This window comes from Phenylobacterium sp., assembly GCF_004297125.1.
Taxonomy (GTDB): Bacteria; Pseudomonadota; Alphaproteobacteria; order Caulobacterales; family Caulobacteraceae; genus Phenylobacterium.
Window position 1 is genome coordinate 1 of record NZ_SCVD01000004.1, and the last position, 25,854, is coordinate 25,854.

Annotated in this window: 24 protein-coding genes and 1 tRNA gene; 23 read left to right on the forward strand and 2 right to left on the reverse strand. The window is 66.8% G+C overall.

Annotation, left to right across the window (positions count from 1 at the left end; translation table 11 throughout):
- On the forward strand, positions 1-75 hold a 75-nt coding region (locus EPO51_RS02685; protein ID WP_293345760.1), incomplete at its 5' end, for an EF-Tu C-terminal domain-related protein.
- A 151-nt stretch (positions 76-226) separates the two neighbouring features.
- On the forward strand, positions 227-1,066 hold the full coding sequence (locus EPO51_RS02690) for a GIN domain-containing protein (RefSeq protein ID WP_293345714.1): 840 nt from the start codon (positions 227-229) through the stop codon (positions 1,064-1,066).
- Positions 1,067-1,068: 2 nt separating this feature from the next.
- Here the strand turns inward: EPO51_RS02690 and EPO51_RS02695 are convergent, their stop codons facing one another.
- Positions 1,069-1,290, reverse strand: coding sequence for a hypothetical protein (locus EPO51_RS02695; RefSeq protein WP_293345716.1), 222 nt, complete (start codon positions 1,288-1,290; stop codon positions 1,069-1,071).
- Between the two features lie 188 nt (positions 1,291-1,478).
- Between EPO51_RS02695 and EPO51_RS02700 the strand changes: the two genes are divergently transcribed.
- From EPO51_RS02700 to EPO51_RS02780, 17 genes are all read left to right on the forward strand, one after another.
- Positions 1,479-1,554, forward strand: a tRNA-Trp gene (locus EPO51_RS02700).
- 78 nt (positions 1,555-1,632) lie between these two features.
- Positions 1,633-1,935, forward strand: a complete 303-nt coding sequence (secE, locus tag EPO51_RS02705) for a preprotein translocase subunit SecE (RefSeq protein WP_293345718.1) — start codon at positions 1,633-1,635, stop codon at positions 1,933-1,935.
- An 11-nt stretch (positions 1,936-1,946) separates the two neighbouring features.
- On the forward strand, positions 1,947-2,516 hold the full coding sequence (gene nusG, locus EPO51_RS02710; RefSeq protein ID WP_293345719.1) for a transcription termination/antitermination protein NusG: 570 nt from the start codon (positions 1,947-1,949) through the stop codon (positions 2,514-2,516).
- 167 nt (positions 2,517-2,683) lie between these two features.
- Positions 2,684-3,115, forward strand: coding sequence for a 50S ribosomal protein L11 (gene rplK, locus EPO51_RS02715; protein ID WP_293345721.1), 432 nt, complete (start codon positions 2,684-2,686; stop codon positions 3,113-3,115).
- Positions 3,116-3,119: 4 nt separating this feature from the next.
- Entirely contained in the window at positions 3,120-3,809 is a 690-nt protein-coding gene (rplA, locus tag EPO51_RS02720) for a 50S ribosomal protein L1 (RefSeq protein WP_293345723.1), read from the forward strand.
- Between the two features lie 69 nt (positions 3,810-3,878).
- Positions 3,879-4,382: a GNAT family N-acetyltransferase gene (locus tag EPO51_RS02725; RefSeq protein ID WP_293345725.1), complete on the forward strand. Its 504-nt coding sequence runs from the start codon at positions 3,879-3,881 to the stop codon at positions 4,380-4,382.
- A gap of 8 nt (positions 4,383-4,390) precedes the next feature.
- On the forward strand, positions 4,391-5,215 hold the full coding sequence (locus EPO51_RS02730; RefSeq protein ID WP_293345727.1) for an enoyl-CoA hydratase-related protein: 825 nt from the start codon (positions 4,391-4,393) through the stop codon (positions 5,213-5,215).
- A 61-nt stretch (positions 5,216-5,276) separates the two neighbouring features.
- Complete coding sequence (locus tag EPO51_RS02735) at positions 5,277-6,473, forward strand: acetyl-CoA C-acetyltransferase (protein WP_293345729.1); 1,197 nt, start codon at positions 5,277-5,279, stop codon at positions 6,471-6,473.
- 1 nt (position 6,474) lies between these two features.
- Entirely contained in the window at positions 6,475-6,906 is a 432-nt protein-coding gene (locus EPO51_RS02740) for a hypothetical protein (protein ID WP_293345731.1), read from the forward strand.
- A 294-nt stretch (positions 6,907-7,200) separates the two neighbouring features.
- On the forward strand, positions 7,201-7,716 hold the full coding sequence (gene rplJ / locus EPO51_RS02745) for a 50S ribosomal protein L10 (protein WP_293345733.1): 516 nt from the start codon (positions 7,201-7,203) through the stop codon (positions 7,714-7,716).
- A gap of 45 nt (positions 7,717-7,761) precedes the next feature.
- On the forward strand, positions 7,762-8,148 hold the full coding sequence (gene rplL, locus EPO51_RS02750; RefSeq protein WP_293345735.1) for a 50S ribosomal protein L7/L12: 387 nt from the start codon (positions 7,762-7,764) through the stop codon (positions 8,146-8,148).
- Positions 8,149-8,267: 119 nt separating this feature from the next.
- Complete coding sequence (locus EPO51_RS02755; RefSeq protein ID WP_293345737.1) at positions 8,268-9,038, forward strand: hypothetical protein; 771 nt, start codon at positions 8,268-8,270, stop codon at positions 9,036-9,038.
- A 440-nt stretch (positions 9,039-9,478) separates the two neighbouring features.
- Positions 9,479-13,549 carry a DNA-directed RNA polymerase subunit beta gene (gene rpoB, locus EPO51_RS02760; protein ID WP_293345739.1) on the forward strand — a complete coding sequence of 1,357 codons (4,071 nt, stop codon included), beginning with the start codon at positions 9,479-9,481 and terminating at the stop codon, positions 13,547-13,549.
- A gap of 90 nt (positions 13,550-13,639) precedes the next feature.
- On the forward strand, positions 13,640-17,830 hold the full coding sequence (rpoC, locus tag EPO51_RS02765; protein ID WP_293345741.1) for a DNA-directed RNA polymerase subunit beta': 4,191 nt from the start codon (positions 13,640-13,642) through the stop codon (positions 17,828-17,830).
- A gap of 169 nt (positions 17,831-17,999) precedes the next feature.
- On the forward strand, positions 18,000-19,964 hold the full coding sequence (locus tag EPO51_RS02770) for an alpha/beta hydrolase family protein (protein WP_293345743.1): 1,965 nt from the start codon (positions 18,000-18,002) through the stop codon (positions 19,962-19,964).
- Between the two features lie 59 nt (positions 19,965-20,023).
- Entirely contained in the window at positions 20,024-20,353 is a 330-nt protein-coding gene (locus EPO51_RS02775) for a TFIIB-type zinc ribbon-containing protein (protein WP_293345745.1), read from the forward strand.
- A 118-nt stretch (positions 20,354-20,471) separates the two neighbouring features.
- Entirely contained in the window at positions 20,472-21,578 is a 1,107-nt protein-coding gene (locus EPO51_RS02780; RefSeq protein ID WP_293345747.1) for a ferritin-like domain-containing protein, read from the forward strand.
- Positions 21,579-21,590: 12 nt separating this feature from the next.
- Here EPO51_RS02780 and EPO51_RS02785 read toward each other — a convergent pair whose 3' ends face one another.
- Positions 21,591-22,280, reverse strand: a complete 690-nt coding sequence (locus EPO51_RS02785; RefSeq protein ID WP_293345749.1) for a hypothetical protein — start codon at positions 22,278-22,280, stop codon at positions 21,591-21,593.
- A 308-nt stretch (positions 22,281-22,588) separates the two neighbouring features.
- Here EPO51_RS02785 and rpsL point away from each other — a divergent pair, with 308 nt between their 5' ends.
- The 4 genes from rpsL to EPO51_RS02805 form a co-directional block, all read left to right on the forward strand.
- Complete coding sequence (rpsL, locus tag EPO51_RS02790) at positions 22,589-22,960, forward strand: 30S ribosomal protein S12 (protein ID WP_293345753.1); 372 nt, start codon at positions 22,589-22,591, stop codon at positions 22,958-22,960.
- Between the two features lie 11 nt (positions 22,961-22,971).
- A complete protein-coding gene (rpsG, locus tag EPO51_RS02795) occupies positions 22,972-23,445 on the forward strand; it encodes a 30S ribosomal protein S7 (RefSeq protein ID WP_293345755.1) in 474 nt (157 codons plus the stop codon).
- Positions 23,446-23,546: 101 nt separating this feature from the next.
- A complete protein-coding gene (gene fusA, locus EPO51_RS02800) occupies positions 23,547-25,625 on the forward strand; it encodes an elongation factor G (RefSeq protein ID WP_293345757.1) in 2,079 nt (692 codons plus the stop codon).
- A gap of 109 nt (positions 25,626-25,734) precedes the next feature.
- Positions 25,735-25,854, forward strand: a 120-nt coding sequence (locus EPO51_RS02805) for a GTP-binding protein (RefSeq protein ID WP_293345763.1), incomplete at its 3' end; no start/stop codon positions are given.

Genomic DNA, 25,854 nt, shown 5'->3' on the forward strand with positions numbered 1-25,854 from the left:
CAGGGCCTGCGCTTCGCGATCCGCGAAGGCGGCCGCACGGTGGGTTCGGGCGTGGTGTCGAAGATCATCAAGTAGGCCACGCGCTTACCTGGGAGATTACGAAGGCCGCCGGGGGCAACCTCGGCGGCCTTTTCCTTGTCCGGATGACATCCGTGTCATGACCGCGAATTAAGCTGCTCCACGCCCGGGCCGCGCCTAGCCTCTCCGCGAGCTGGGGAGTTCGGACATGCGCCTTTGGACGGCAATCCTCGCGGCGGCGGCCGCGTTTTCCGCGACGGCCGCGAATGCGGCTTCGGTCGAGATCCGCGACGCGGTGGCCCGGGTGACCGTGGTCCCGCAGGACCGCTCGGACGTCAGGGTCGAGATCGTGCGGCCCAACGCCGAACTGCCGCTGAAGGTGAGCGTCTCGGGCGACCGCACCCTCGTCGACGGTGACCTGGGCCGGCGCATCCGCGACTGCAACGGCATGGGCGGGAGCGCGCGGGTGAACGTGCGTGGCGTGGGCAAGGTGTCCTACGACGAGATGCCCCAGGTGGTGATCTACACGCCGCGCGACGTGAACCTCGAGGCCAACGGGGCGCTGGTCGGCGCCGTCGGACGGTCCGCCAGTCTGGAGCTGCACAATTCCGGCTGCGCCAACTGGACCATCGCCGACGTGGCCGGAGAGGCGGAGCTGCGCCAGTCCGGGGCCGGCAACGTGAAGATGGGAACGGCGGGTCGCCTGGACGTACATCTCTCGGGCGCGGCCAATATCCACGCGGTGGGGGTGCGCGACGGCATGGACGCGCAGCTCTCGGGCGCCGGCGGCGTCACCATCGACACCTTTGGCGGCGCCATGGAGGCGGACGTCTCGGGCGTGGGCCAGATCCGCATCGCCGATGGTCGGGCGACGCATGTGCGGGCCTCGGTCTCGGGGATAGGCGGTGTCGATTTCGGCGGCGCCGCCCAGGATCTGGACGCTTCGATCTCCGGCCTGGGCAACATCCGCGTGAAGGAGGTCACCGGCTCGGTGAGCAAGTCGGTCTCGGGCGGCGGCCGGATCCGGGTCGGCAACCGGCCGTCCTGAGCCTAGCGGGACTTCGCGCCGTCTATCTGGTCGGCCTTCGCCTGGTTGGGCGCCGGACCGCCCTCGCGGTGTTCGCCGCTGGCCGGATCGGTGGCGGTCTTGGACGAGCGGGCCGAACCCTCGGCGCCCTCGGGCTCCTGGGCCATGCGCTGGGGCGAGCCGGGCTTCTGGTCCCGGTCGCGGTTGTAGGCTTGGTCGTGGGACGAGTCTGGGGACTGGGGCATGGCTGCCTAACGGCTCACGGCCCCGTTCGCTCCGCCGAAGAGACTTGAAAACGCGGGGCGCTTGCGTCATACGCCTGCGTCCTACCCGACATCGTTGGAGTCTTACTTTTCTAAGCCGCCCGAGCGCGGTTCACGGGCCTTCGCCCGAGACAGGAAAGCGGGCTCGATCGGACGGGTAGGGGTGCTGAAGGAGTGTAGCTCAGCTGGTAGAGCGTCGGTCTCCAAAACCGAAAGTCGTGGGTTCGAGTCCCTCCACTCCTGCCACCACCTATATAGTTCCGAAGGTTGAACCGGAGCGCAGGCCCCAAGGCCCGCGTTCCAGATGAGAGTTTGAAGCGCCGCATGGCCAGGAAACCGGGACAGAGCCCGCAAGCGATCCGCGAGCGCGCCGCCAAGACGGCCGCCGTCATGGCCACGCCTGGCGCGGTCCCCGCTGCCCCCAAGAAGAAGACCAGCATCGCGCAGTTCGCCCGCGAAGTTCGCGCCGAGGCGCGCAAGATCACCTGGACGAGCCGCAAGGAGACCTGGATCACCTCCGTCATGGTGGCGATCATGGTGGTCCTGGCCGCGCTGTTCTTCTGGCTCGTCAACACCGTCCTCAACTTCGCCATCACCTGGCTCCTTCGAGTCGCGACCGGCGGGTAAAGAAAAAACAGATGTCCGAAGCTGCCGCCTCCGTCCCCAAGGGGAACCCCCGCCACAAGTGGTACATCGTCCACGCCTACTCGAACTTCGAGAAGAAGGTGGCCGAGAGCATCCGCGAACAGGCCAAGAACCAGGGCCTGGAGGAGAACTTCTCCGAGATCCTGGTGCCGACCGAAGACGTGGTGGAGATCCGTCGCGGCCGGAAGGTGAACTCCGAGCGCAAGTTCTTCCCGGGCTACGTCCTGGTGAAGATGGAGCTGTCGGACGAGGCCTACCACCTGATCAAGAACACCCCGAAGGTGACGGGCTTCCTGGGCTCGGGCTCCAAGCCGATCCCGGTTTCGGACAAGGAAGTCTCGCGGATCATCGGCGCCATCGAAGAGGGCGTGGAGCGGCCGAAGCCGACCATCTCCTTCGAGATCGGCGAGACCGTGAAGGTCATCGACGGCCCGTTCGCCAGCTTCAACGGCTCGGTGGAACAGGTCGACGAGGAACGCGCGCGCCTGCGCGTCACCGTCTCCATCTTCGGCCGCGCCACGCCGGTCGAGCTGGAATACGCCCAGGTCGAAAAGGCCAGCTGATATTTGGCCGCGGTTGTCGCCGCGACCCATACCTGATAGGAGCGCGCCCTTCGTCGACCGGCGCGTTCTTTGTTTTTCCGTCGGCGATTTCAAATCCGTGGGAGGGGGCGGCCACCGTGACCCCGGACCACGGCTCAACCGGCTCGTATGAGCCATGAGGAGCAAAGATGGCCAAGAAGATCTTGGGCTATATCAAGCTGCAGGTGCCCGCGGGCTCTGCGACCCCTTCGCCGCCCATCGGGCCGGCGCTGGGTCAGCGCGGCGTCAACATCATGGGCTTCTGCAAGGAGTTCAACGCCCGCACCGAGAAGGAACAGAAGGGCACGCCCCTGCCGACCGTGATCACGGTCTATCAGGACAAGTCGTTCACCTTCGTCACCAAGACGCCCCCGGCGTCCTACTTCATCAAGCAGGCGGTCGGCCTGAAGTCGGGCTCCAAGCTGCCCGGCCGCGACAGCGCCGGCAAGATCACCCGCGCCCAGCTGCGCGAGATCGCCGAGAAGAAGATGAAGGACCTGAACGCGAACGACCTCGAGCAGGCGGCCAAGATCATCGAGGGCTCCGCGCGCTCGATGGGCCTGCAGATCGTGGAGGCCTAAGACCATGGCAAAGCAAGCCAAGCGCATGAAGGCCTGGACCGGCGACACCGCCGCCACCCACGCCCTGGACGCCGCCGTGAAGCTGGTGAAGGCCAACGCCAACGCCAAGTTCGACGAAAGCATCGAGATCGCCGTCAACCTGGGCGTCGACCCGCGTCACGCCGACCAGCAGGTCCGCGGCGTGGTGGCCCTGCCGTCCGGCACCGGCCGCGACGTGCGCGTCGCCGTCATCGCCAAGGACGCCAAGGCCGCTGAAGCCACCGCCGCGGGGGCCGACGTCGTCGGCGCCGAGGACCTGGTGGAACGCATCCAGGGCGGCTTCATGGACTTCGACCGCGTGATCGCCACGCCGGACATGATGGCCCTCGTCGGCCGTCTGGGTAAGGTGCTGGGCCCGCGCGGCCTGATGCCGAACCCGCGCGTCGGCACCGTGACGCCCAACGTCGCGCAAGCGGTGAAGGACGCCAAGGGCGGCTCGATCGAGTTCCGCACCGAGAAGACGGGCATCATCCACGCCGGCATCGGCAAGGCCTCCTTCACCGAGGAAGCCCTGCAGATCAACGTGAAGGCGATGATCGACGCCCTGAACAAGGCCAAGCCGTCGGGCGCCAAGGGCACCTACATCAAGAAGATCAGCCTCTCCTCGACGATGGGCCCGGGCTTTAAGGTGGACCAGGGCTCGATCGGCGCCTAAGGCGCAGGATCGGTGCTAGAGATTGGGGAGCGGCAGCGATGCCGCTCCCTTTTCGTTTGGGGATGCGCGATGCCGAAGGTGACGCTGGAGCCCGCGGGGGCCGACAAGCGTGCGACGGTCGAGAACCTGTTCCAGCTCTACGTCCACGACTTCACGGACTTCTGGACCGAACGCCGCGTGGAGCTAGGGGAGGACGGGCGGTTCCCGCCGTATCCGCCGCTGGCGGCCTATTGGTCCGAACCGGGCGCCGAACCGATGCTGATCCGCGCGGACGGCCAGGTCGCCGGCTTCGTGCTGATCGACCGGCACAGCCACTCCGGCCTACCGACCGACTTCAACATGGGCGAGTTCTTCGTGGCCCGGCACTATCGCCGCGAGGGCGTGGGCCGTGACGCCGCCCTGGAGGCCATCCAGGTGCGCCCGGGCCAGTGGGAGCTGGCTGTCGCCCGCCGCAACACCGGGGCCCAGGCCTTCTGGCGCCGGATCGCGGCGGCGGTGGCGCCGGAGGTCGAGGAGATCGACCGCGACGACGCCGTCTGGAACGGGCTGATCCTGCGCTTCGTCGTGGCATAGTCGCGGCCATGGACCTGAAGACCACCCGCTACGAGGTCGCCGACGGGATCGCCGTCGTGACGCTCGCCCGCCCCAAGCGCCGCAACGCCTGGACCGGGCGGATGCACACCGAGTACCGCTGGATCCTGAGCGAGGCCGACCGGGATCCGGCCGTCCGGGTGATCGTGGTCACCGGCGACGCGGAGGGCAAGGCGTTCTGCGCCGGCGCCGACCTCCAGGCCCTGGAAGGGCATTCCGAGCGGGGCGGCTATGACGCCGGGACGCCGGACGACATCGCGGAGCCGGGCTATGGCGTCGATCCGGCGTTCGACGCGGCCTTCGCCTACCACTTCGGGGTGGGCAAGCCGATCATCGCCGCGATCAATGGGCCGGCGGCCGGCGTGGGCCTGGTGCTGGCCGCCTTCGCGGACCTGCGGTTTTGCGTGCCCGGCGCGAAGTTCACGGCGGCGCACGGGCGGTTCAACTTCCCGGCCGAGTACGGGCTCTCCTGGCTGCTGCCGCGGATCGTGGGCCTGACCCACGCGAACGACATCCTGCTCTCCAGCCGCGTGTTCACAGCGGAGGAGGCGGAGCGGATGGGCTTCCTCAACCGGATCGTCCCGGCCGAACGGCTGATGGACGAGGTGCTGGCCTACGCCCGGACGTTGGCGACCAGCGTGGCGCCCGGATCGGCGCGGGAGACCAAGCGCCAAATCTACCGCGACCTGCACCGCGACGCCGCGAGTTCGGTGAGGGCCGCCGAAGCGCTGCTGGTCGAGATGTCGAAGACGCCCGACTACCGGGAGGGTGTGAAGGCCTGGATGGAGAAGCGCCCGCCGGCCTGGCGCGGCTAGCCCCTTGACGCACGCCGGGTAACGGCTCCAGGGACCTACCGACCTTTCGGAGGAAGCCCACGTGAGACGCGCCGCTATCGTCAGCCCCATCCGCACCGCCGTGGGCAAGTTCCAGGGGAGCCTGGCCTCCATGACCGCGGGCGACCTGGGCGCCGTGATCCTGAAGGCGCTGGTGGCGCGGACCGGGATCGACCCGGGCAAGGTGGACGATGTGATCTTCGCTCAGGGCTACGGCAACGGCGAGGCGCCCTGCATCGCCCGCTGGTCGGCCCTGGCGGCCGACTTCCCCATCGAGGTGCCCGGCTACCAGCTGGACCGCCGCTGCGGCTCGGGCCTGCAGGCGGTGATCGACGCGGCGATGATGGTGCAGACCGGCGTGGCCGACGTGGTCGTCGCCGGCGGCGTCGAGAGCATGAGCAACGTCGAGTACTATTCCACCGACATGCGCAACGGCGCCCGGATGGGGTCGGTGACCCTGCACGACCGTCTCCAGCGCGGCCGGGTGATGAGCCAGCCCATCAGCCGCTTCGGCGTGATCAGCGGCATGATCGAGACCGCCGACAACCTGGCCCGCGACTACCAGATCAGCCGCGAGGAGTCCGACGAATACGCGGCCATGAGCCACCAGCGCGCCGCCGCCGCCTGGGACGCCGGCAAGTTCGACGACGAGCTGGTCCCGGTCTCGGTGCCGCAGAAGAAGGGCGACCCGATCGTCTTCGCCAAGGACGAGGGCGTTCGCGCCGACGCCACGGCCGAAAGCCTGGGCAAGCTGCGCGCGATCGAAAAGGGCGGGGTGGTGACGGCCGGCAACGCCAGCCAGCAGAACGACGCGGCGGCCGCCTGCCTGGTCGTGTCCGAGGACAAGCTGGCCGAGCTCAACCTCGACCCCATGGGCTGGTTCGTGAGCTGGGCCGCGGCCGGCTGCGACCCGTCGCGCATGGGTATCGGGCCCGTCCCCGCGGTGAAGCGTCTGTTCGAGCGCACGGGCATGGGCTGGGACGACATCGACCTGGTCGAGCTGAATGAGGCCTTCGCGCCGCAGGTGCTGGCCGTTCTGAAGGGCTGGGGCTGGGACGAGCGCGACCGGCTGAACGTCAACGGCTCGGGCATCTCGCTGGGCCACCCGATCGGCGCCACGGGCGGGCGGATCCTGGCCAACCTACTGCGGGAGCTGAAGCGTCGCGACGGCAAGTACGGCCTGGAGACGATGTGCATCGGCGGCGGTCAGGGCATCGCGGCGATCTTCGAGCGGGCGTGAGGTGACCCCCTCGCAGGTCACGGCGCTGCTGGATCGGCTGGCGCCGGATCTGGACGCCTTGGCCGCGCCCTGGAGCCTGATCGGGAGCGGCGCGCTCATCCTCCTGGGCGCACCGCTCGAGGCGGCGGGCGACCTGGATGTGGTGACGGGCGTCGATGGCGCGAGACGGCTGCGCGGCGCGTGGGCCGAATGGCTGGAGGCTGGCGAGCCCAAGCCGCCCGACGGGCCGTTCCGGTCCGAGGATTTCGCCCGCTACGTCACGCCCTGGGGGCCGGTCGAGGTCATGGGCGGGCTCCAGGTGCGGGGCCGTCGGCTGGACGTGGCCGGTCCCATCCCTGCGGCCGCGGAGCAGCTCCGTATCCTGCGCCTGTTCGGCCGGCCGAAGGACCTGGCCAAGGCCGCCGTGCTGGAGGCCTGGCTGGCGGCGGGTTGAATCCGCGGACCTTCTCGTGTAAACGCCGCCGCTTCGTCGCTCCCCGTCAGGGGCGTGGCGAGGACGGAAGGTCTTCGGACCGACCGATCCTGTCCAAGAACTGTGAAGCCGCCGGGGTCACCGACGGTCGTAACGCGAGGAAGAGCCCTTCCTCGGTCATAGGGAGACGGGAAGATGACGTCCCAATGGTCCAGCCGCAATGCGGCGGGCGCGGGGCTGCGGCTTCTCTGAACAGGACAGGTGCTTGCGGCGTGCGCATCCGCGCGCGCGTCGAACCTGAGTATGGAGACCGCAATGGACCGCGCTCAAAAGCAGGAAGCCATCGAGACGCTCAAGGGCGTCTTCGCTGACGCCGGCGCCGTGGTCGTGACCCATTACATGGGTCTGACCGTTGCGGAAATGACCGATCTGCGGGGCCGCCTTCGTCAAGAAGGCGCCCAGCTGCAGGTGGTGAAGAACACCCTGGCTCTTAAGGCCCTGGACGGCTCGATCGGTGCGGAGGGCGACACCCTCTTCAAGGGTCCCGTCGCCATCGCCTTCGCGCCGGACCCTGTCTCCGCCGCCAAGGTCGCGACCCAGTACGCCAAGGACAATGACAAGTTCACCGTCATTGGCGGCTTCATGGGTCAACAGGTGCTGGACAAGAGCTCGGTGACCGCCCTGGCCACCCTGCCTTCGCTGGATCAGCTCCGCGCCAAGATCGTCGGCCTTCTGCAAGCCCCCGCGACCAAGATCGCCGGGATCCTGCAGGCGCCCGCCGGTCAGCTGGCTCGCGTCCTCGGCGCCTACGCCGCCAAAGACGCCGCCTGATCGTCACTTCCCGACAAAACCTCTCTTAAGATCAAGGATTTAGATATGGCCAATCTCGAAAAGCTGGTTGACGACCTGTCCGCCCTGACCGTCCTGGAAGCCGCCGAGCTCTCCAAGCTGCTGGAAGAAAAGTGGGGCGTCTCCGCCGCCGCTCCGGTGGCCGTCGCCGCCGCCCCGGCCGCTGGTGGTGGCGCTGCCGCCGCCGCCGAAGAAGAGCAAACCGAGTTCACCGTTGTCCTGACCGGCGGTGGCGACAAGAAGATCAACGTGATCAAGGAAGTCCGCGGCGTCCGTCCGGACCTCGGCCTGAAGGAAGCCAAGGACCTGGTCGAAGGCGCTCCGCAGAACGTGAAGGAAAACATCTCCAAGCAGGAAGCGGAAGAGATCAAGAAGAAGCTCGAAGAAGCCGGCGCCTCCGTCACCATCAAGTAGGTGGCGGCGCTGTTTCAGCGCTTCTGAGACTATCGAAGGGCCGGGAGCGATCCCGGCCCTTTTTCCATGCCCCCAAACGGGGGAGGGCGCCGTCGCCCGTCCGTCGCACCCTGGCGGCCATGATCAGGATCATCACGCACACGACCCTTTTCGCCGTGGCCGGGCTCGTGCTGGCCTTGCCCAGCGCGCCTGCACGGGCCCAGTCGGCCGAGCAGTACAACCGCGCGGCGCAGGCCATCCAGATCTGCAGTTCCGGCATGGGCGCCATGGTCCCCGAATGCGCCAAGCTCCGCGGCGGCCTGGGGATGTCCGTGGTCTCGCCGCAGGAGGCCGCCTCGGCGATGGGGCAACTCGGCCTTCGTGGTTCCGGCAATTCGGCGATCCCCGGCATCGGTGGTCTTGGCGGCCTGGGCGGATCGGGCAAGGCGGCCGGGATCGCCAGCCTGCTGGGCTCGGCGATAAGCGCCGCCCGCAGCCAGCAGGCCGCCGCCGCGGCGCCCGCAGCTAACCCAGGCGCCATCCAGCAAGCCATCGGCATGTGCGTTCAGAACGCGGCCGGGAACGCCATGGCGATCCAGGCCTGCCTGCAGATCGCCAACGCTGGCGCCCCGCCGCAGCATGCGCTTGGCCAACAGATCCTGCCCAGCGCCCAACGCGCGCAGGATTCAGCCATGGCCACCCATGCCGCCGGCCAGAGCTATCAGGCCTGCGTCGCTGCCAACCCGGGGAACTGGCAGGCCTGCCTGCAGACCATGAACAACAACACCCAGGCCGGGCTGTTGAATGCGGGGGTCTCGCCCGCCCAGCTCCAGGCCGCGGGCGGCTACGTCCCGCCCGGATACGCGCCGCCGGCCTCGAACCCGTTCGGGAGCCTGCTGCCACGGCGCTGACGCCTCGCCGCCGGGGACAATCTGCGTCGCCGGAACGGAACCTCGCGGCGCCCCTGCCGGTTTATGGGGTGCGAGACCGAAAGTCGGAATGACCACCCGGGATATGCCCGGGACACCCAAATGGCGGCGCGGAGGACACGGCTCCGCGTCGCCTCTTGCGTCCGATGCGCATTTTTAGGGGGCAGGGGGCTTCACAAGCCGCCAGAAAGCGCCTATTTCCGCCGGTTCGCGAAACAGACTCCGATTCACATCTTTCGATGCGGCCTTCGCGCGTGCAGGCCCCGAGGCATGGTCCCTAGCCCTCCGACCATGCGAAGGGGCGCTCCCGACGATACGGGAGCATTCCAGCGTCCGGCCCCCGCAAGGGGGTCCGCAGGGCGGACGCAGGATGAAGACACTCGACGCCCGGAGTCCCCTCCTGGTGTCCTCAAGGGATCAAAATGGCGCAATCCTTCACCGGTAAGAAGCGGATCCGGAAGTCTTTCGGCCGCATTCCCGAAGCCGTGCAGATGCCGAACCTCATTGAGGTTCAGCGCTCCTCCTACGAACAGTTCCTGCAGCGCGAGACCCGCGTGGCGGACCGCAAGGAAGAAGGCGTCGAGGCGGTGTTCCGCTCCGTCTTCCCGATCAAGGACTTCAACGAGCGCGCCGTGCTCGAATACGTCTCGTACGAGTTCGAAGAGCCGAAGTACGACGTCGAGGAATGCGTCCAGCGCGACATGACCTATGCCGCGCCGCTGAAGGTGAAGCTACGCCTCATCGTCTTCGAAACCGACGAAGAGACCGGCGCCCGCTCCGTGAAGGATATCAAGGAGCAGGACGTCTACATGGGCGACATCCCGCTCATGACGGAGAAGGGCACCTTCATCGTCAACGGGACCCAGCGCGTCATCGTCTCGCAGATGCACCGCTCGCCGGGCGTCTTCTTCGACCACGACAAGGGCAAGACCCACGCGTCGGGCAAGCTGCTGTTCGCCGCGCGCGTGATCCCGTACCGCGGCTCGTGGCTCGATTTCGAGTTCGACGCCAAGGACATCGTCTACGTCCGTATCGACCGCCGCCGGAAGCTGCCGGCCACCACCTTCCTCATGGCCCTGGGCATGGACGGCGAGGAGATCCTCTCGACGTTCTACAAGACCGTGGCCTACGAGAAGACCAAGGCCGGCTGGTCCACCGCCTACATTCCCGAACGCTGGCGTGGGGTGAAGCCGGAGTTCCCGCTGATCGACGCCGACAGCGGCGAAGAGATCGCCCCGACCGGCACCAAGATCTCGGCGCGCAACGCCAAGAAGTTCGCCGACGCGGGCCTGAAGACGCTGCTGCTGCCGCCGGAGGCCCTGAACGGCCGCTACCTGGCGCGCGACCTGGTCAACTTCCAGACCGGCGAGATCTATGCCGAGGCCGGCGACGAGCTGGACGTGGCGCTCATCGCGGCCCTGGAAGAGCAGGGCTTCTCGACGCTCGAAGTCCTCGACATCGACCACGTCACGATCGGCGCCTACATCCGCAACACCCTGCGGGTCGACAAGAACACCGTCCGCGAGGACGCGCTGTTCGACATCTACCGCGTGATGCGTCCGGGCGAGCCGCCGACGGTAGAAGCCGCGGAAGCCATGTTCAAGTCGCTGTTCTTCGACGGCGAGCGCTACGACCTGTCCTCGGTCGGCCGCGTGAAGATGAACATGCGCCTGGAGCTGGACTGCCCCGACGACGTGCGCATCCTGCGCAAGGAAGACGTGCTGGCGGTGCTCAACACCCTGGTCGGCCTGCGGGACGGCAAGGGCGAGATCGACGACATCGACAACCTCGGCAACCGCCGGGTGCGTTCGGTGGGCGAGCTTCTTGAAAATCAATACCGCGTGGGCCTGCTCCGCATGGAACGCGCGATCAAGGAGCGCATGAGCTCGGTCGATATCGACACGGTCATGCCGCACGACCTGATCAATGCGAAGCCGGCGGCCGCGGCCGTGCGCGAGTTCTTCGGCTCGTCACAGCTCTCGCAGTTCATGGACCAGACCAACCCGCTGTCCGAGATCACCCACAAGCGCCGCCTGTCGGCCCTTGGCCCGGGCGGTCTGACGCGGGAACGCGCGGGCTTCGAAGTCCGCGACGTTCACCCGACCCACTACGGCCGGATCTGCCCCATCGAGACGCCTGAAGGTCCGAACATCGGCCTGATCAACTCGCTCGCCACCCACGCGGTGGTGAACAAGTACGGCTTCATCGAGAGCCCGTACCGGCGGATCAAGGACGGCCATACGACCGAAGAGGTCGTCTACATGTCGGCCATGGAAGAGGCGAAGCACGTCATCGCCCAGGCCAACATCAAGCTCGACAACGGCTACATCGTCGACGACCTGGTCCCCGGCCGGGTCAACGGCGAACCCTCGCTGCTGCCGCGCGAGCAGGTCGACCTGATGGACGTGTCGCCGAAGCAGGTCGTCTCGGTGGCCGCCTCGCTGATCCCGTTCCTCGAGAACGACGACGCCAATCGCGCCCTCATGGGCTCGAACATGCAGAAGCAGGCCGTGCCGCTCATCCAGTCGGATGCGCCCCTGGTCGGCACCGGCATGGAGAGCATCGTGGCCGTGGACTCCGGCGCCGTGGTCGTCGCCCGCCGTCCCGGCGTGGTCGAACAGATCGACGGCACCCGGATCGTGGTCCGCGCGACGGAAGAGACCGACCCGACCAAGCCCGGCGTCGACATCTACCGCCTGCAGAAGTTCCAGCGCTCCAATACTTCGACCTGCATCAACCAGCGTCCGCTGGTGCAGGTGGGCGACCGGATCGTGGCCGGCGACGTCATCGCCGACGGCCCGTCGACCGAGCTGGGCGAACTCGCCCTCGGCCGGAACACGCTCGTCGCGTTCATGCCGTGGAATGGCTACAACTTCGAAGACTCGATCCTGATCTCCGAGCGCATCGTGCGCGACGACATCTTCACCTCGATCCACCTCGAGGAATTCGAGGTCATGGCCCGCGACACCAAGCTGGGCCCGGAAGAGATCACCCGCGACATCCCGAACGTCGGCGAGGAAGCCCTGCGCAACCTCGACGAAGCGGGCATCGTGGCGATCGGCGCCGAAGTGATGCCGGGCGACATCCTGGTCGGTAAGGTGACGCCGAAGGGCGAGAGCCCGATGACCCCGGAAGAGAAGCTGCTGCGCGCCATCTTCGGCGAGAAGGCTTCCGACGTTCGCGACACCTCGCTCCGCCTGCCCCCGGGCGTCGCCGGGACGATCGTGGAAGTCCGGGTGTTCAACCGTCACGGCGTCGATAAGGACGAACGCGCCCTGGCCATCGAACGGGCGGAAATCGACCGTCTGGGCAAGGACCGCGACGACGAGTTCGGCATCCTGAACCGCAACATGACCAGCCGCCTGCGCGACCTGCTCGTGGGCAAGAACGCGATCTCGGGTCCGAAGGGCCTGGGACGCGGCAAAATCGAAGCCGACAAGCTCGAAGAGATCTCGCCTGGCCTGTGGTGGCAGATCGCCCTCGACGACGAGAAGGCGATGGGCGAGCTGGAGGCCATGCGCCGCCAGTTCGACGAGGGGCGCAAGCGCCTCGACCGCCGCTTCGAGGACAAGGTCGACAAGCTGCAGCGCGGTGACGAACTGCCGCCTGGCGTGATGAAGATGGTCAAGGTGTTCGTGGCGGTGAAGCGCAAGCTGCAGCCGGGCGACAAGATGGCCGGCCGTCACGGCAACAAGGGCGTCATCTCCAAGATCCTGCCGATCGAGGACATGCCGTACCTGGAGAACGGCCAGCACGTCGACATCGTGCTGAACCCGCTGGGCGTGCCCTCGCGCATGAACGTCGGCCAGATCTTCGAGACCCACCTCGGATGGGCTTCGGCCGGCCTGGGCAAGCAGGTCGCCGACCTGCTGGAAGCCTGGCAGAACGGCGGCCAGCGCCAGGCGCTGATCGACTATCTCGCCGGCACCTACGGGCCTGACGAGGACCTGCCGGAGAGCGACGAGGAACTGATCGAGCTGGCGAAGAACCTGTCGAAGGGCATCCCCTTCGCCACCCCGGTGTTCGACGGCGCCCACATCGACGACATCGAAAACCTGCTGGAGAAGGCGGGCCTCGACCGGTCGGGCCAATCGTACCTGTACGATGGCCAGACGGGGGAACGGTTCAAGCGTCCGGTCACGGTCGGCTACATCTACATGCTGAAGCTGCACCACCTGGTCGACGACAAGATCCACGCCCGTTCGATCGGCCCGTACAGCCTCGTCACCCAGCAGCCGCTGGGCGGTAAGGCCCAGTTCGGCGGTCAGCGGTTCGGGGAAATGGAAGTGTGGGCCCTCGAAGCCTACGGCGCCGCCTACACCCTGCAGGAAATGCTGACGGTGAAGTCGGACGACGTGGCCGGCCGGACCAAGGTCTACGAGAGCATCGTCCGCGGCGACGACACCTTCGAGGCCGGCATTCCGGAAAGCTTCAACGTGCTGGTCAAGGAGATGCGCTCCCTGGGCCTGAACGTGGAGCTGGAGAACAGCTGACGGATTTCGGCCCTCCCTCGAAAGGGGGAGGGCGGTCCCTCCGCCCAGCTCTGAAATTTTCGCGGGAACCGTCCCGCAGAAGGAACCAAGATGAACCAGGAAGTCCTGAACATCTTCAATCCGGTCCAGGCCGCTCCGACCTTCGACCGTATTCGTATCGCCCTGGCCTCGCCGGAGAAGATCCGTTCGTGGTCGTTCGGCGAGATCAAGAAGCCCGAGACCATCAACTACCGGACGTTCAAGCCCGAGCGTGACGGCCTGTTCTGCGCCCGCATCTTCGGTCCGACCAAGGACTACGAGTGCCTGTGCGGTAAGTACAAGCGCATGAAGTACAAGGGCATCATCTGCGAGAAGTGCGGGGTCGAAGTGACCCTGGCGCGCGTCCGCCGCGAGCGGATGGGCCACATCGAGCTGGCCTCGCCGGTCGCCCACATCTGGTTCCTGAAGTCGCTGCCGAGCCGCATCGCGCTGATGCTGGACATGGCGCTGAAGGACATCGAGCGCGTCCTGTACTTCGAGAACTACATCGTCACCGAGCCGGGCCTGACCCCGCTGAAGCAGCACCAGCTGCTGAGCGAGGACGACTACCTGCGCTTCCAGGAAGAGTTCGGCGACGACAGCTTCACCGCCGAGATCGGCGCCGAGGCGGTTCAGGGCCTGCTGCGCGGCATCGACCTCGAGAAGGAGGCCGAGAGGCTCCGCGAGGAGCTGCAGACGACCACCTCGGAAATGAAGCTCAAGAAGGCGTCCAAGCGCCTGAAGCTCATCGAGAGCTTCACCGAGAGCGGCAACAAGCCCGAATGGATGGTGCTGACGGTTATCCCGGTGATCCCGCCGGAACTGCGCCCGCTGGTGCCGCTGGACGGCGGCCGCTTCGCGACCTCGGACCTGAACGACCTGTATCGCCGGGTCATCAACCGCAACAACCGCCTGAAGCGCCTCATCGAACTGCGCGCGCCGGACATCATCATCCGCAACGAAAAGCGGATGCTGCAGGAAGCCGTCGACGCCCTGTTCGACAACGGCCGCCGCGGCCGGGTGATCACGGGCGCCAACAAGCGGCCCCTCAAGTCGCTCGCCGACATGCTGAAGGGCAAGCAGGGCCGGTTCCGCCAGAACCTGCTCGGCAAGCGCGTGGACTACTCGGGCCGTTCGGTCATCGTGGTGGGTCCCGAGCTGAAGCTGCACGAGTGCGGCCTGCCCAAGAAGATGGCGCTCGAACTGTTCAAGCCGTTCATCTACGCCCGCCTGGACGCCAAGGGCCTTTCCGGCACCGTGAAGCAGTCCAAGCGGATGGTGGAGCGTGAACAGCCGGCGGTCTGGGACATCCTCGACGAGGTGATCCGCGAGCACCCGGTCCTGCTGAACCGCGCGCCCACGCTTCACCGCCTGGGCATCCAGGCGTTCGAGCCCAAGCTGATCGAGGGCAAGGCCATCCAGCTTCACCCGCTGGTCTGCGCCGCCTTCAACGCCGACTTCGACGGCGACCAGATGGCCGTCCACGTGCCGCTCTCGCTGGAAGCCCAGCTGGAAGCGCGCGTGCTGATGATGAGCACGAACAACATCCTGTCGCCCGCGAACGGTCGCCCGATCATCGTGCCGTCGCAGGATATCGTGCTGGGCCTCTACTACCTGTCGCTGGTCAAGGACGGCGAGCCGGGGCAAGGCAAGGTCTTCGGCGACCTGAACGAGATCGAGCAGGCGCTGGACGCCGGCGTGGTCACGCTGCACTCGAAGATCAAGGCGCGCCACAGCGAGATGGACGCCGACGGCAACCTCGTCCGCAAGGTGATCGATACGTCGCCGGGCCGGATGAAGATCGCCGCCCTGTTCCCGCACCACCCCGCGGTGGGCCACCGCCTTCTGGAGAGGAACCTCACCAAGAAGGAAATCGGCAATCTGATCGACACCGTCTATCGGCACTGCGGTCAGAAGGCGACGGTCATCTTCGCCGACCAGATCATGGGCCTGGGCTTCCGCGAGGCGGCCAAGGCGGGGATCTCCTTCGGCAAGGACGACATCGTCATCCCGGCCCGCAAGGCCCCGATCGTCGAAGAGACCCGCAAGCTCGTGGAAGAGTACGAGCAGCAGTACGCCGACGGCCTGATCACCAAGGGCGAGAAGTACAACAAGGTGGTCGACGCCTGGGCCAAGGCCACGGACCGGGTCGCCGATGAGATGATGGCCGAGGTCAGCTCCGCGCCGGTGGTCGATGGCCGCCAGCAGGAGATCAACTCGATCTTCATGATGAGCAACTCGGGCGCCCGCGGTTCGCAGGCCCAGATGAAGCAGCTCGGCGGGATGCGCGGCCTGATGGCCAAGCCGTCCGGCGAGATCATCGAGACGCCGATCATCTCGAACTTCAAGGAAGGCCTGACCGTCCAGGAGTACTTCAACTCCACCCACGGCGCCCGTAAGGGCCTGGCCGACACCGCCCTGAAGACGGCGAACTCGGGCTACCTGACCCGCCGCCTGGTCGACGTCGCGCAGGACTGCATCATCACCGAGGAAGACTGCGGCACCACCCGGGGCATTACGCTCCGCGCGGTTGTCGAAGGCGGCGATGTGCTGGTCTCGTTGGGCCTGCGGATCCTGGGTCGCTTCGCGGCCGAGGACATCAAGCACCCCGACTCGAACGACGTGCTGGTTCCGGCCGACACGTACCTCGACGAGAACATGTGCGACCTGGTGGAGAACGCCGGCGTGCAGTCGGTGAAGATCCGCTCGGTGCTGACCTGCGACACCAAGGTCGGCGTCTGCGGCGCGTGCTACGGCCGCGACCTGGCCCGCGGGACCCCGGTGAACATCGGTGAAGCGGTCGGCGTCATCGCCGCCCAATCCATCGGCGAGCCCGGCACCCAGCTGACGATGCGGACCTTCCACATCGGCGGCACCGCCCAGGTGGCCGAGCAGTCGTTCTTCGAAAGCGCCAACGACGGCATCGCCCGCATCTCCGGCGGCAACACCGTGATCGCGGCTGACGGCGGCCTGATCTCGATGAGCCGCAACCTGAACCTCACCGTCCAGGTCGATGGCAAGGACCGCGAGTCCTACAAGGTGCCTTACGGCGCCCGCCTGCAGGCCAAGGACGGCGACAAGGTCAAGCGCGGCCAACGCCTCGCGTCCTGGGACCCCTACACCACGCCGATCATCACGGAAGTGGGAGGCAAGGTGCGGTTCGAGGACCTGGTGGAGAACTTCTCGTTCCGCGAGGAAGCCGACGAAGCCACCGGCATTTCGAACCGCGTGGTCATCGACTGGCGCGCTTCGTCCAAGGGCTCGGACCTGCGTCCGGCCATGGGCGTGCTCGACGAAACCGGCGCCTACAAGCGCCTGTCGAACGGCGGCGAGGCCCGTTACCTGCTCCCGGTGGGCGCCATTCTCTCCATCAGCGATGGTGACGAGGTGAAGCCCGGCGAGATCATGGCGCGGATCCCCACGGAAAGCGCCAAGACCCGGGACATCACCGGCGGTCTGCCGCGGGTGGCCGAGCTGTTCGAAGCCCGTCGCCCGAAGGATTGCGCGGTCATCGCCGAGATGGACGGTCGCGTCGAATTCGGCCGCGACTACAAGAACAAGCGCCGCATCAAGATCACCCCGGAAGATGGTGGCGATCCGGTCGAGTTCCTGATCCCGAAGGGCAAGCACATCGCGGTCCACGACGGCGACGTGATCCGCAAGGGCGAGTACATCATCGACGGCAACCCGGACCCGCACGACATCCTGCGGATCCTGGGCATCGAAGCCCTGGCCGAGTTCCTGGTGAACGAGATCCAGGAGGTCTACCGACTGCAGGGCGTGCCGATCAACGACAAGCACATCGAGACGATCGTCCGTCAGATGCTGCAGAAGGTGGAGATCCTCGAGCCGGGCGACACCGGCCTGCTCAAGGGCGACCACCTGGACAAGCAGGAAGTGGAAGACGAAAGCGCCAAGGCGGAAGCCCGCGGCGGTCGTCCGGCGCTCACCCAGCCGGTCCTGCTCGGCATCACCAAGGCCTCGCTGCAGACCCGCAGCTTCATCTCCGCCGCCTCCTTCCAGGAGACGACGCGGGTGCTGACCGAGGCCGCGGTCCAGGGCAAGAGCGACACCCTGGAAGGGCTGAAGGAGAACGTGATCGTGGGCCGCCTCATCCCGGCGGGCACGGGCTCGTACCTCCGCAACCTGCAGCGCATCGCCGCCAAGCGCGACGAAGCCCTGACGGCCAGCCGCGAGGAAGCGATGGAGCCGCTGCCGGTCGAGATCGCCGATGCGGCGGTCGCCGAGGCGGTCGATTCCTAAACTCTCCAGTACCTGTCACGCGTAACGAGCGGCCCGGGAGCAATCCCGGGCCGTTTCGCTGTCAGGGCCTGCAGCAGACGAATGCCGCACCGCACGCCTCAGCTTGTTTCAGCCTAGGCGCCGGTGGCGTCTCCCGGCTAGGCTGCACCTCGCAGGGGAACAATTCGGGGTGGCGTCGGTGCGTGGTGTGTTCTGGGCGGCTGCGGCCGTCCTATGCGGTGTGGCGGCCGGAGCGCAGGCGGCGCCGCCGCCGGCCTCGGCGTTCGGGCGCGTTCCGGCCGTCGTGGACGCCGAGATCTCTCCGAACGGCCAGCGGATCGCGATCCTGGGCGGCACGTCCGAGCAGCGGGTGATCTCCATCGCCACGATCGACCAGCCCGGCCTGCCGGTGCTGCAGCTGGGCGCGGTGGAGGGTGTCGATCTGCGCTGGGCAGGCGACGACCACGTCCTGGCCCGCATCGCCTTCTGGGAGCGCGAAGGGCCGAAGATATCCTATCGCTTCGAGCGCAATGTAGTGGTGACGCCCGAGGCCAAGCCGGTCACGCGGCTGCTCGAGAATGACACGCTATCCCGGGCTCTGGTCGGCCAGCCGGTGTTCGGTATCACCGATGGGGCCAAGCCGCAGGTCATGGTGATGGGCCTGATCGAGCGGGGCGCCATGAGTAACTCATGGGACACGCGCATCAAGCGCAAGGACTTCGGCATTGTCGCCGCGCTGTGGATGGCCGATCCGGAGACCGGCAAGGGCGTCATCGTCGATCGGGGCGGTCCCGACACGGTGTCCTGGTCCGTGGACTCGACCGGACAGCCGCGGGTCCGACTGGAGATCGATCAGCTCAACCACGACTTTTCCATCTTCGGCCGGCCGGGTGGCAAGGGGCAGTGGCAGGAGGTCTGGAAGGGCGACAGCTTCAAGAGCCGCCGGGACTACTACGGCTACTCGCAGGCCAACGATTCCATCTACCTGTGGAAGGGGGAGGGGCTGGTGGCCCGCCGGTTGGCTGATGGCGTCGAGACCCCGGTCGGCCAGACCGCCGGCCACGGCTCGCTCCAGCTTTCCTGGGACCAGCATACCGATGCATTGGTGGGCCTTTCCACCGGAGCCGAGCGGGCCAGCACCGAATGGCTGGACCCCGAAATCGGCGCGGCGCACGGCCTGCTGACGCGTGCGCTGAAGGGCAGGGACGTGGTCTTGTGGGGTTGGTCCCGGGACCGGACCCGCTTCATCGCCCGCGCCGCGGCGCCGTCCTCGCCCGGCGCCTGGTATCTGTACGACAAGGCGCGCAAGGAGATCTCGCCCATCGGGGAGGAGTACCCGGAGCTGAAGGGCGCGACCCTGGGGACGACCCGCTGGATCACCTACAAGGCCCGCGACGGCCTGGAGATTCCGGCCTACCTCACGCTCCCGCCGGGCGCGCAGGCCGGCGCGAAGTTGCCGTTGATCGTCTATCCGCACGGCGGACCGCGCGCTCGCGACACCTTCGATTTCGACTTTATCGCCCAGTTCCTGGCGACGCGGGGTTATGCGGTCCTGCAGCCGCAGTTCCGCGGTTCCTGGGGTTTCGGGGCGGCCTTCGAGGCTGCCGGGACCGGCGAGTGGGGCGGCAAGATGCAGACCGACCTGCTGGACGGCATTGCGGCGCTGGCGAAGAGTGGCGAGATCGACTCCAGCCGCGTCTGCATAGTGGGGGCCAGCTTCGGCGGCTATTCCGCCCTGGCCGGCGCCACCCTGCAGGATCGCGCCTACAGGTGCGCGGCCTCGATCGCGGGGATGTCGGACCTTGGGCTGCTGCTGGTCGAGGAGGCCCGCCGGTACGGGCGCGATGCGGGCCTGATGGACGAGCTGCGCGAAGAGGTCGGCGCGGCCTCGACCGCCAAGCTGGACGCCTCGTCACCGCTCAGGCACGCCGCCGCCGCGGTGCGAACGCCGATCCTGCTGATCCACGGGGACCAGGACACGGTTGTGCCGATTGAGCAATCCGAACTGATGGCGGCGAAGCTCAAGGACCTCAACATCCCGCATGAGTTCATCGTCCTCCAGAACGAGAACCACTACCTGACCCGCAGTGCGACGCGGACCCAGACCCTGGAAGCCCTCGAGCGGTTCCTGGCGAAAAACCTGCCCGTGAACTGACCGCCCCTTGGCATACGCGTATAAATTCCTAGATCAGGTCCTCACCAGGAGGATCGCCCTTGCCGCTGCTGCTCTGCCCCAACTGCAATACGTCGATGCAGAACGTCGCCCGCTCCGGCGTGGAGATCGACATGTGCCCGAGCTGCCGGGGCGTCTGGCTGGATCGCGGCGAGCTGGAGAAGCTGCTGGAGGGCCAGCGCGACGAACGCAGCGGCCAGCAGCAGGACCGGCAGCGCTTCGAGCGGGAGGTGTCGGACTTCCACCGCGATCCCGAGGACTGGAAGCGCAAGCATCCGTACGACAGCAAGCACGGCGGCCACCGCTACGACGACGACTACCACTACAGGAAGAAAAAGAAGGGCTTCGACATCTTCGACATCTTCGACTGAGGCTGAAGCCGACCGGAGATGGCGGATGGCTCATTCTTGATGCAGATCAAAGATGACGCCCCCGTCATCTTTATGGTCTCCGGGAGCCTGGGAACGGCCGGGCGTCAGGGAGATCGCCATGCTGCAGGTTCAAGAGGTCAAGGGTCCGCCGACCGAAGTTCAGTATTTCGATGACGAGGAGCTTGCTCATCGCCTGTCCGATCACGACGTCGAAGTGATCCGGGAGATTTTCCGGACGCCGCTGACCGGCTCGTACAATTGGGACTACGAAGCGGCCAACAGCCGGATCCGGCGGCTCTACGAACTCGGCAAGCGGTTCAACTGGAATTCCGAACTGGACGTGGACTGGGACCTGGCGCCGCCCACGCGGACGCTGGGCGAGGACGATGGGCCCGAGGGGTTCAAGGACCATCCGAAGTGGAAGGTCCTGACGCCGCAACAGAAGGCGGACTTCATGCGCCGCACCTCGGCGCAGACGCTGTCGCAGTTCCTGCATGGCGAGCAGGGCGCCCTGATGGTGGCCTCCCAGCTCGTGAGCTGCGCACCCACCCACGACGCCAAGCTCTATGCCGCATCCCAGACCTTCGACGAGGCGCGGCATGTCGAGGTGTTTCACCGCTACCTGATGGAGCGGTGCCACATGATCTACCCGATCAACCCGAACCTGAAGTTCCTGCTCGACAAGGTTCTGACCGACGAACGCTGGGACCTGAAGTTCATCGGCATGCAGATCCTCATCGAGGGCCTGGCGCTGGCGGCCTTCCAGACCATCCACGAGACGACGCCTGACCCCCTGCTGAAACAGGTCGTGGGACTGGTGATGCGCGACGAGGGGCGGCATGTGGCGTTCGGCGTCAACTACCTGGAGGACTGGATCCGGGGATTGCCGCAGGAGCAGATCGAGGAGCGGGCGCAGTTCGCCTATGAGGCCTGCGTCGTGATGAAGAACCGCCTGATCTCGACCACCGTGGCCGAGGAGTTTGGCTTCACCGCGGAGGAGGCGATCGAGATCAACGCCAAGAGCCAGGGCGGCCAGGCGTTCCGCAAGTTCCTGTTCGAGCGGATGATCCCGAATCTGAAGCGCGTGGGGCTGCTCACCGACGCCATCCGGCCCAGGTTCGAGGAGCTGGGCGTGCTGGAGTTCGAGAACCTCCAGCACGACGGGTCTATCGACTGGGCCGTGTTGGAAGCCCCGCTGGAGACGAAGGCCCGCGTCGCCGCCTGACGCGGTCCCGCCTCAGAAGGGGACCTTCTTCGCCACGTTGTCGCTGCCCACCATCTTGCCCAGGGCCTCGGACGGCGCGGGCGGGCCGCGGGTCGTGTCCCACGGCAGCCCCCCGCTGGCCGGGGCCGACCCCTTGATGCCGCGCTGGTACTTGTAGTCCCGCTCCCTGCGGGCGGCCGCGGCGTCCAGCCCGGCCGCCTTGTCCCGGTCGATGCCCAGGCCCACGAACGGGGCGTCGCGCGAACCGTCGGCGAAGCGGTCGATGCACGCCTCCCGCTCCGCCCGCGACAGCGTGGAACTGTCGCAGCCCAGCTTGCTGCGCAGCGCGTTGCGGGCGTTGGCGGCCAAGGCGTCCTCCGGGGTCGGCAGGGCCAGGACGCGGGGGCCGGGGGGCGAGGGCGCGCGCTCGGCCGGCTTCGCGTCCGCCGGCGCCACCAGCGGCGCGACGGGCGGCGCCTCGTCCGAGAACCGGGTCACGCGCCGGTGCAGGCGGATCGGCGTCGGCTGGGCGCCCGGCTGGGCGGCCGGGGGCGGAGTGCGCGGCATGATCAAGATCGGAATGATCGCCTCGGGCGGGCCGGACTGCATCTCGGGCGCGCGCAGGCGCGGAGCGTTGAGCACCAGCAGGGTCGCGAGGACGGCGTGGCCGGCTACGGAGGCCGCCACGATCCCGTACTGTCGGCTCCACCGCGCCGCCGGCATCGATACTCCTGTTCCTCGCAAAGCTGGGCCTTAGGGAAGGGGCGTTTGCGAGGCGAATTCATGGCCGCCCCGCCGTCTGCCCGCACGAGCGCCACGCAGATTGACGGGACGGCCCTTCCCGACTATGTAGCGCGCTCTTTCGAGGCCGGGGATTCTTCCCAGCTCCGATGAGCCGCTCCCGCCGGTACGCCGCCAAGGTGTCCCGGCGAGTTTTTGCGTTTCATCGAGTGGCCGCGGAAACGACCGAAAAATGATCCCAACTGAGGCGCCACGGCCAAACGGCACACGCCTCCACGAAGCGAGACTAGATGCCGACAGTCAACCAGCTCATCCGTAAGCCGCGTCAGGACAAGCCGTCGCGGAACAAGGTCCCGGCCCTCAAGGGTTGCCCGCAGCGCCGCGGCGTCTGCACCCGGGTCTACACCACGACCCCGAAGAAGCCGAACTCGGCGCTTCGTAAGGTCGCCAAGGTCCGTCTGACCACCGGCATCGAAGCTGTGTGCTACATCCCCGGCGAAGGCCACAACCTGCAGGAACACTCGGTGGTCCTGATCCGTGGCGGCCGCGTGAAGGACTTGCCCGGCGTCCGCTACCACATCCTGCGCGGCGTGCTCGACACGCAAGGCGTGAAGGATCGTCGCCAGCGCCGTTCGCTCTACGGCGCCAAGCGGCCGAAGTAAGGAAATAAGAGATGTCCCGTCGCCGTCGCGCAGACAAACGTGAAGTTCTCCCGGATCCGAAGTTCGGAGATCTCGTCGTCACCAAGTTCATGAACTACGTGATGTACGAAGGTAAGAAGGCCGTCGCCGAGACGATCGTCTATGGCGCCTTCGATATCCTGGAAAATCGCCGCAAGGACCTGGGCCCGCTGGAAACCTTCCACACCGCCCTGGACAACGTGGCCCCCGCCATCGAGGTGCGCTCCCGCCGGGTCGGCGGCGCCACCTATCAGGTCCCCGTGGAAGTGCGCCCCGAGCGCCGCCGCGCCCTGGCCATCCGCTGGCTGATCAGCGCCGCGCGCAACCGCGGCGAAAACACCATGACCGAGAAGCTGGCCGGCGAGCTGCTGGACGCCTCCTCGAACCGCGGCGCCGCCGTCAAGAAGCGTGAAGACACGCACAAGATGGCCGAGGCCAACCGGGCATTCTCGCACTACCGCTGGTAAGCCCGACTTTCTAAGTGAGCTTTCCGGCGCGGGCGGTTTGAGATAAACCGCCCGCGCCGTTCGTTCACCCTCCCGAACAGACGTTTTTCAGAGCATCCGCAATGCCCCGCATCCATAAGATCGAAGACTACCGCAACTTCGGAATCATGGCGCACATCGACGCCGGCAAGACGACGACGACGGAGCGGATCCTCTACTACACCGGCAAGAGCCATAAGATCGGTGAAGTCCACGATGGCGCGGCCACGATGGACTGGATGGAGCAGGAGCAGGAACGCGGCATCACGATCACGTCGGCCGCGACGACCGCCTTCTGGGAAGGCAAGCGCCTCAACATCATCGACACTCCCGGGCACGTGGACTTCACCATTGAGGTGGAACGTTCGCTGCGCGTGCTGGACGGCGCCGTCGCCGTGCTGGACGGCAACCAGGGCGTCGAGCCGCAGACCGAAACCGTCTGGCGCCAGGCCGACCGCTACAACGTTCCGCGCATCGTGTTCGTCAACAAGATGGACAAGATCGGCGCCGACTTCCAAATGTGCCTGCGCACCATCCGCGAGCGGCTGGGCGTGAAGGCTGTTCCGATCCAGCTGCCGATCGGCGCCGAGACGAGCCTGAAGGGGATCGTCGACCTGGTGCGCATGAAGGCGGTGGTCTGGGACTCCGAAGGCCTGGGCGCCAACTACCACGACGAAGAGATCCCGGCCGACATGAAGACGGCGTGCGAAGAAGCGCGCCACTACATGATCGAGAACGCCGTCGAGCTCGATGACGAGGCGATGGAAGCCTATCTGAGCGGCGAGGAGCCCTCGATCGAGGTCATCAAGAAGTGCCTGCGCAAGGCGGTTCTGACCGGCGCCTTCTACCCGATCCTCGCGGGCTCGGCGTTCAAGAACAAGGGCGTGCAACCGCTGCTGGACGCCGTCGTCGACTACCTGCCGTCGCCGGTGGACATCCCGCCGACGCCGGGCCTGGACTACAAGACCGAAGAGCCGGTGGTCCGTAAGGCTTCGGACGACGAGCCGCTGTCGGTCCTGGCGTTCAAAATCATGGACGACCCCTTCGTCGGCTCGCTCACCTTCTGCCGTGTCTATTCGGGCAAGCTGGAAACCGGCATGGGCCTGCTGAACTCGACGCGCGACAAGCGCGAGCGGGTCGGCCGGATGCTGCTGATGCACTCCAACAACCGTGAGGACGTCAAGGAAGCCTTCGCCGGCGACATCATCGCGCTGGCCGGCCTCAAGGACACCCGCACCGGGGACACCCTGTGCGATCCGAACAAGTCGCCGGTCATCCTGGAGAAGATGAACTTCCCCGAGCCGGTGATCGAGATCGCCATCGAGCCGAAGTCGAAGGCCGACCAGGAAAAGCTGGGCGTCGCCCTGGCCAAGATGGTCGCCGAGGACCCGTCCTTCACCGTCCACACCGACCAGGAGTCGGGCCAGACGATCATGAAGGGCATGGGCGAGCTTCACCTCGACATCAAGGTCGACATCCTGAAGCGGACCTACAAGGTCGAGGCCAATATCGGTGCGCCGCAGGTGGCCTACCGCGAGAGCCTCGGCAAGGTCGCGGACATCGACTACACGCACAAGAAGCAGACCGGCGGCACGGGCCAGTTCGCCCGCGTGAAGATCAAGTTCGAGCCGGGTGAGCCGGGTTCGGGCTTCGTGTTCGAAAGCTCGGTGGTCGGCGGCTCGGTGCCGAAGGAATACGTCCCCGGCGTCCAGAAGGGCATCGAGTCAGCCAAGGACAACGGCCTGCTGGCCGGCTTCCCGCTGATCGACTTCAAGGCCACGCTGTATGACGGCGGCTACCACGACGTCGACTCCTCGGTCCTGGCCTTCGAAATCGCCAGCCGCGCGGCTTTCAAGGAGCTGCGCGAAAAGGGCGCTCCGAAGCTGCTCGAGCCGATCATGAAGGTCGAGGTCCTGACCCCCGACGAGTACATGGGCGACGTCATCGGCGACCTGAACTCGCGGCGCGGCCAGATCCAGGGCACCGAGACCCGCGGCAACGCCCAGGTGGTCACGGCCTTCGTGCCGCTGGCCAACATGTTCGGCTACATCAACACCCTGCGGTCGTTCTCCCAGGGACGCGCGCAGTTCACCATGCAATACGATCACTACGACCCGGTGCCGCAAGTCGTCGCCGACGAAGTGATCAAGAAGTACGCCTAGCGTTTTTCGTCCGAAAGACGCCAACCAAGAGTTTGAACGATCTCCTCGGAGATCGTTCGGGCCCCAACCCTAGTTTAGAGGACAAGCCCGGACAGGGCTGGAGCTTGAAATGGCCAAAGAGAAGTTCGAACGCAACAAGCCGCACTGCAACATTGGAACGATTGGTCACGTTGACCATGGGAAGACGACGTTGACGGCGGCGATTACGATGACGCTGGCGAAGGCGGGT

What these genes read in the sequence shown, in the direction of transcription:
- rpoB (WP_293345739.1), top strand. Translation starts at nt 9,479, where the DNA reads ATGGCGCAATCCTTCACCGGTAAGAAGCGGATCCGGAAGTCTTTCGGC.
- EPO51_RS02725 (WP_293345725.1), top strand. Translation starts at nt 3,879, where the DNA reads ATGCCGAAGGTGACGCTGGAGCCCGCGGGGGCCGACAAGCGTGCGACG.
- EPO51_RS02690 (WP_293345714.1), top strand. Translation starts at nt 227, where the DNA reads ATGCGCCTTTGGACGGCAATCCTCGCGGCGGCGGCCGCGTTTTCCGCG.
- EPO51_RS02780 (WP_293345747.1), top strand. Translation starts at nt 20,472, where the DNA reads ATGCTGCAGGTTCAAGAGGTCAAGGGTCCGCCGACCGAAGTTCAGTAT.
- EPO51_RS02730 (WP_293345727.1), top strand. Translation starts at nt 4,391, where the DNA reads ATGGACCTGAAGACCACCCGCTACGAGGTCGCCGACGGGATCGCCGTC.
- rplJ (WP_293345733.1), top strand. Translation starts at nt 7,201, where the DNA reads ATGGACCGCGCTCAAAAGCAGGAAGCCATCGAGACGCTCAAGGGCGTC.
- rpsL (WP_293345753.1), top strand. Translation starts at nt 22,589, where the DNA reads ATGCCGACAGTCAACCAGCTCATCCGTAAGCCGCGTCAGGACAAGCCG.
- EPO51_RS02785 (WP_293345749.1), bottom strand. Translation starts at nt 22,280, where the DNA reads ATGCCGGCGGCGCGGTGGAGCCGACAGTACGGGATCGTGGCGGCCTCC.
- rpsG (WP_293345755.1), top strand. Translation starts at nt 22,972, where the DNA reads ATGTCCCGTCGCCGTCGCGCAGACAAACGTGAAGTTCTCCCGGATCCG.
- rpoC (WP_293345741.1), top strand. Translation starts at nt 13,640, where the DNA reads ATGAACCAGGAAGTCCTGAACATCTTCAATCCGGTCCAGGCCGCTCCG.
- secE (WP_293345718.1), top strand. Translation starts at nt 1,633, where the DNA reads ATGGCCAGGAAACCGGGACAGAGCCCGCAAGCGATCCGCGAGCGCGCC.
- nusG (WP_293345719.1), top strand. Translation starts at nt 1,947, where the DNA reads ATGTCCGAAGCTGCCGCCTCCGTCCCCAAGGGGAACCCCCGCCACAAG.
- rplA (WP_293345723.1), top strand. Translation starts at nt 3,120, where the DNA reads ATGGCAAAGCAAGCCAAGCGCATGAAGGCCTGGACCGGCGACACCGCC.
- EPO51_RS02755 (WP_293345737.1), top strand. Translation starts at nt 8,268, where the DNA reads ATGATCAGGATCATCACGCACACGACCCTTTTCGCCGTGGCCGGGCTC.
- fusA (WP_293345757.1), top strand. Translation starts at nt 23,547, where the DNA reads ATGCCCCGCATCCATAAGATCGAAGACTACCGCAACTTCGGAATCATG.
- EPO51_RS02695 (WP_293345716.1), bottom strand. Translation starts at nt 1,290, where the DNA reads ATGCCCCAGTCCCCAGACTCGTCCCACGACCAAGCCTACAACCGCGAC.
- rplL (WP_293345735.1), top strand. Translation starts at nt 7,762, where the DNA reads ATGGCCAATCTCGAAAAGCTGGTTGACGACCTGTCCGCCCTGACCGTC.
- rplK (WP_293345721.1), top strand. Translation starts at nt 2,684, where the DNA reads ATGGCCAAGAAGATCTTGGGCTATATCAAGCTGCAGGTGCCCGCGGGC.